The sequence below is a fragment of the Streptomyces sp. HSW2009 genome, assembly GCF_040240285.1.
In the GTDB taxonomy this organism is placed as follows: domain Bacteria; phylum Actinomycetota; class Actinomycetes; order Streptomycetales; family Streptomycetaceae; genus Streptomyces.
Window position 1 is genome coordinate 1 of sequence record NZ_JBEHZD010000551.1, and the last position, 4,927, is coordinate 4,927.

5 protein-coding genes are annotated in these 4,927 nt (G+C 71.4%); 2 read left to right on the forward strand and 3 right to left on the reverse strand.

The annotated features are described in order from the left end of the window. Nucleotides 1-211 precede the first annotated feature (211 nt). Together ectB and ectA are read right to left on the reverse strand one after the other, a co-directional pair. Entirely contained in the window at nt 212-1,480 is a 1,269-nt protein-coding gene (ectB, locus tag AAHZ94_RS28375) for a diaminobutyrate--2-oxoglutarate transaminase (protein WP_349996413.1), read from the reverse strand. 74 nt (nt 1,481-1,554) lie between these two features. After that, complete coding sequence (gene ectA / locus AAHZ94_RS28380) at nt 1,555-2,118, reverse strand: diaminobutyrate acetyltransferase (protein WP_349996415.1); 564 nt, start codon at nt 2,116-2,118, stop codon at nt 1,555-1,557. A 418-nt stretch (nt 2,119-2,536) separates the two neighbouring features. On the opposite strand from ectA, the gene AAHZ94_RS28385 reads away from it, so the two are divergent. Further along, nucleotides 2,537-3,637, forward strand: coding sequence for an amidohydrolase family protein (locus tag AAHZ94_RS28385; protein ID WP_349996416.1), 1,101 nt, complete (start codon nt 2,537-2,539; stop codon nt 3,635-3,637). A gap of 278 nt (nt 3,638-3,915) precedes the next feature. Here the strand turns inward: AAHZ94_RS28385 and AAHZ94_RS28390 are convergent, their stop codons facing one another. Next, nucleotides 3,916-4,041, reverse strand: coding sequence for a hypothetical protein (locus tag AAHZ94_RS28390; protein WP_349996417.1), 126 nt, complete (start codon nt 4,039-4,041; stop codon nt 3,916-3,918). Between AAHZ94_RS28390 and AAHZ94_RS28395 the strand changes: the two genes are divergently transcribed. After that, on the forward strand, nt 4,028-4,810 hold the full coding sequence (locus AAHZ94_RS28395; RefSeq protein ID WP_349996419.1) for an SCO1860 family LAETG-anchored protein: 783 nt from the start codon (nt 4,028-4,030) through the stop codon (nt 4,808-4,810). The genes AAHZ94_RS28390 and AAHZ94_RS28395 overlap by 14 nt on opposite strands. The last annotated feature ends 117 nt before the right edge of the window (nt 4,811-4,927 follow it).

A 4,927-nucleotide genomic window follows, 5' to 3' on the forward strand; every position in this document is an offset into this window, starting at 1 on the left:
AGAGCGGGCCGAATCCGAACTCCTCGTACGGTGTGGACAGGAACGGCACGGCCGGTTCGGCGACGAGCTGGGGCCGCCGCGCGCGGCGGCGGGGGGGGGGGGCGGCCGCGGCGGGGGGGGGGGGGGCGCGCGCGCGGGGGGGGGGCCCCCGCGGGGGGCCGCCCCCCGGGCGGCCCCCGCGGGGGGGCGCGGCGGGGCGGGGAATGGGGGGTCAGACGGTCTCGCGCACGGCGCGGGCCAGCGTGCGCAGGCCCTCGTCGAGCTCCTCGGGGCTGATGGTCAGCGCCGGCAGCAACTTGACGACCTCGCTCTCCGGGCCCGACGTCTCGATCAGCAGCCCGAGTTCGAAGGCGCGGCGCGCCACGGCGGTGGCCCGGTCCTTGTCGGTGAACTCCAGGCCCCAGACCAGGCCGCGGCCCCGGTACTCGGCGCCGAGCCTGGCGTGCTCGTCGCAGATGGCGCGCAGCGCCTCCTCCACCTGCTCGCCGCGGGCCAGGGTCTGCTTCTCCATCTGGCCGTCGGCCCAGTACGTGTCGAGCGCGGCGGCGGCGGTGACGAAGGCCGGGTTGTTGCCGCGGAAGGTGCCGTTGTGCTCGCCCGGCTCCCAGATGTCGAGCTCCGGCTTGAACAGGGTCAGCGCCAGCGGCAGCCCGTACCCGCTGATCGACTTGGAGACGGTGACGATGTCCGGGACGATGCCCGCCTCTTCGAAGGAGAAGAAGGCGCCGGTGCGTCCGCAGCCCATCTGGATGTCGTCCACGATCAGCAGCATGTCGCGCCGCTTGCACAGGTCGGCCAGGCCGCGCAGCCAGTCGGCGCGCGCCACGTTGATGCCGCCCTCGCCCTGCACGGTCTCCACGATCACCGCGGCCGGCTGGTTGAGCCCGGAGCCCTGGTCCTCAAGGAGACGTTCGAACCACAGGAAGTCGGGAACCCGGCCGTCCAGGTAGTTGTCGAATGGCATGGGGGTGCCATGCACCAGCGGAATGCCCGCACCGGCGCGCTTGAACGCGTTGCCGGTGACGGCCAGCGAGCCGAGCGACATGCCGTGGAAGGCGTTGGTGAAGGACACGATCGACTCGCGGCCCTTGACCTTGCGCGCCAACTTCAGTGCGGACTCCACCGCGTTGGTGCCCGTCGGACCCGGGAACATGACCTTGTACGGCAGGTCCCGCGGGCGCAGGATCGTCTGCTGGAAGGTCTCAAGGAAGGCGCGTTTGGCGGTGGTGCTCATGTCGAGGCCGTGCGTGACGCCGTCGCGCTCGATGTAGTCGATCAGGGCGCGCTTGAGCACCGGGTTGTTGTGCCCGTAGTTGAGCGACCCGGCCCCGGCGAAGAAGTCGAGGTAGGTGTGGCCGTCCTCGTCGTACATGTGGCTGCCCTGGGCGCGGTCGAAGACGGTGGGCCAGCTTCGGCAGTAGCTGCGCACCTCCGACTCCAGGGTCTCGAAGACGCTCAGGTCCGGCTGGGTGATGGTCACAGCATGCTCCTGGGAGATGAGTGGCGCGGGTGGCGGCAGGGGGGAAGTGCTTCGTGTGTGGTGCAGTGGCCGGTTCAACAGTCGGCTGCGGGTGGGGCCAGCGGCCCGATGCGGTACAACACCTCGGGCTCGTGGCTCCCGTCGGGGAACATCTGCCCGTCGAACAGCACCTCACGCTCGACCGCTGCCCCGTGCCGCTCGGCGAACGAGGTGAACAGCCGGTTCGATGCGGCGTTGTCCGGCGTGATGGTGGTCTCCACGCGGCGCACGCCACTCTCGGCGGTGACCCGCGCGGTCAGTCCATCAAGCAGTGCTCCCGCGAGCCCTCGGCCGCGGCAGGCGTCGTCGACGGCGACCTGCCAGACGACGAGGGTCTGCGGGCGCTCAGGGCGGATGTATCCGGTGATGAAGCCGACTGGCGCGCCGTCGTCGGCGCGCGCCACCACCGATGTGGCGGCGAAGTCGCGACACCACAGGAGGTAGCTGTACGAGGAGTTCAGGTCCAGTGCCTTCGAGTCGCGGGCGATGCGCCAGATCGCGGCTCCATCCTCGACGCTTGGGGAGTCGAGCTTCAGTCCCTCCGGTATTTCCAGGAATTCGCTGTGGGCACGTGCAAGGTCTGCTTGTGCGGCGGTCATGCAAATTGAATTTACCTAGCTGAATCAGAAATTGCATCGCGAGGAGGGGTTACCTAGGAGTGGGGTCTTGTGGTACCGCGCGGGGACGCGTGTGCGCGCGATCGCCCGGCGGAAGGTGACGGTTTGACCCGCATTTTTGCGACAAAACAGGCGGGCTGTGGCGTCTGTCACAGATGCATAACGGCCTTGAGCTGCCGCGGAATTGCGTACTCACCGCTCGCAAAATCTTGGCGTTTAGGCCCGAAAAAAGCGGGCAGGAGAATATGGGTTGCTGAGCTGAATAAGTAAGTTCCCAGCGTCAGGAATTCATTAGCATAAGCGCAGAGTAGACGCTTCGGTTGAGCGTTCACCGGAGTTCCGCCGGGCTCGTGTGGCGGGCGGTCCTGGGCCCGCCTAGGGTGACTCGTAGAGTGCGCGCATGAGCGAGAGCGCGGTGCTGCACATCAAGGGGCGGGTACTGGCCGGGCCGGCCGCCGACGAGGACGTTCACGACGAACTCTGGGTGGTCGACGGGAGGATCACCTTCGACCGCCCGACCGGCGCGCGGGACGTGCGCGTCGTCACGGGGTGGGCGCTGCCCGGTCTGGTGGACGCCCACTGCCACGTCGGACTCGACGCCCACGGACCGGTGGACGAGGCGACGAGCGAGAAGCAGGCCGTCACCGAACGGGACGCCGGGGTCCTGCTGTTGCGGGACGCGGGGGCGCCGTCCGACACCCGCTGGATCGACCACCGTGACGACCTCCCCCGCATCATTCGTGCGGGCCGCCACATCGCCCGCACCCGTCGTTACATCCGTAACTACGCACACGAGATCGAACCCGAAGATCTGGTCGCCTACGTGGCCGCAGAGGCGCGTCGCGGCGACGGCTGGGTAAAACTCGTCGGCGACTGGATCGACCGCGAACACGGTGACCTGGCGGCCTGTTGGCCGCGCGGCGAGGTGGCGGCTGCCATCGCCGAGGCGCACCGGCTCGGCGCCCGGGTGACCGCCCACTGCTTCGCCGAGGAGAGCCTCGCCCCGTTGGTGGAAGCGGGCATCGACTGCATCGAGCACGCCACCGGGCTGACCGAGGAGACCATCCCGCTCTTCGCGGAGCGCGGCGTGGCCATCGTCCCCACCCTGGTCAACATCGCGACCTTCCCCGACCTGGCCGCAGGCGGCGAGGCCAAGTTCCCGACCTGGGCGGCCCACATGCGCCGCCTGCACGAGCGCAGGTACGAGACCGTACGGGCCGCCTACGACGCCGGGGTGCCCATCTACGCCGGCACCGACGCGGGCGGCTCGCTGGCGCACGGGCTGATCGGCGACGAGGTGGCCGAACTGGTCAAGGCCGGCATCCCGGCCGTCGACGCGCTCTCCGCCGCCACCTGGGGCGCCCGCACCTGGCTCGGCCGCCCCGGCATGACCGAGGGCGCCGCCGCCGACCTGGTCGTCTACGACAGCGACCCGCGCGAGGACGTCCGGGTGCTCAAGGCGCCGCGCCGGGTGGTGTTGCGGGGGCGGGTGGTCGGCTGAGGGGTACGGGCCCGGGGTGGTGGGTTCGGGCCGGAGAGAGCTGGGTGAGTGGGGCGTGGGTGAGGGCGGGCCGGTGGCCCTCGGGCGAAGGCGGGTGAGTGGGGCCGGGCGGTGGTGAGTTCGGGCTCGGGCGAAAGCGGGTGGGTGGAGGCGGGTGAGCGCGGGCTCAGGTGGCGGCGGTGAACTGGGGCCCGGTCGGAGTGGGGTGTGTGGGGCGCGGGTGAAAAAGGGGCGGGGACTCACCCGATGCGGTGAATGCACGTCCCGTAGGCGTTCGTTCACCCTTCGTACGTCAGCATGGCGGAACCGGCGCCGTCGGCGTCTGCGCACGCACGCAGCCGGCCGGCGAACGCCGCCTCCTGTTCGACGTCTCCCGTGGGGGTTCCCTCCGTGTCCCGTTCCACCGACTCCTCCTTAGCCGTGCCGCGGCGGCGCGCCGCGGCCGTGCTCGCGACCTGCGCGGCGCTGGGCGCCGGCGCGCCGGCGTACGCCGCCGACGGCGCGGGCTCCACTGCCAGCGCGGGCTCCGCCGACCGTGCGGCCTCCGCACCGGCCGGCTCCGGTACGTCGAGCGCGGCCGTGCTCCGTACCGATCTCGACGTGTCCCTGCTCCGCGGTGCGCTCCGGGTGCCGCTCGACGCGCCGGTCAACGAGGTGCGGGCGCCGGGGAGCGCGGAGAAGACCGCGCTCACCGTGTTGCTCGACGGCATCGTCGACGGGAAGCCGATCACCGTCTTCCGCGCCGACACCGCCACCGCCCGCGCCACCGCGGGCCCGCGCGCCGCCGTGGGCCGCGCCCACCTGGCACAGGCCCGCGTCTACGCGCCCGGGCTGCCCGCGCTGCCGCTGATCGAGGTGGACGCGGTCACCTCGACCGCGACGTGCCGGGCCGGCAGCAGGCCGGCCGCCGCGGTCGATCCGATCGGCGCGGTCACCGTGCTCGGCAAGCGGGTTCCGCTCGCCGTCCGTCGCGCCACCAAGGTGACCGTCCCCGGCGTGGGCGAGGTGCGGCTCTCCGTGGCCGAGACCGCGACCACCGCGCGTACGGCCGCCGCTGCCGCCCTGGAACTGCGGGTGGCCATCGATCCGCTGCGGCTGAACGTCGCCAGCGTCACCGGCCGGGTCGCACTCGCCGAGACGCACTGCACGACGCCCGCCGGGCCGCGGGCGTAGACCGGGGCGGCCGGGGTCGTCCTGGGCGGCCCGGGTCCTGACGTACGGGGGAAGGGATGTCTGATATTCACATATGACGCTGCCGACCAAACAAAATGAGTAGAACTCGGTGGGGGC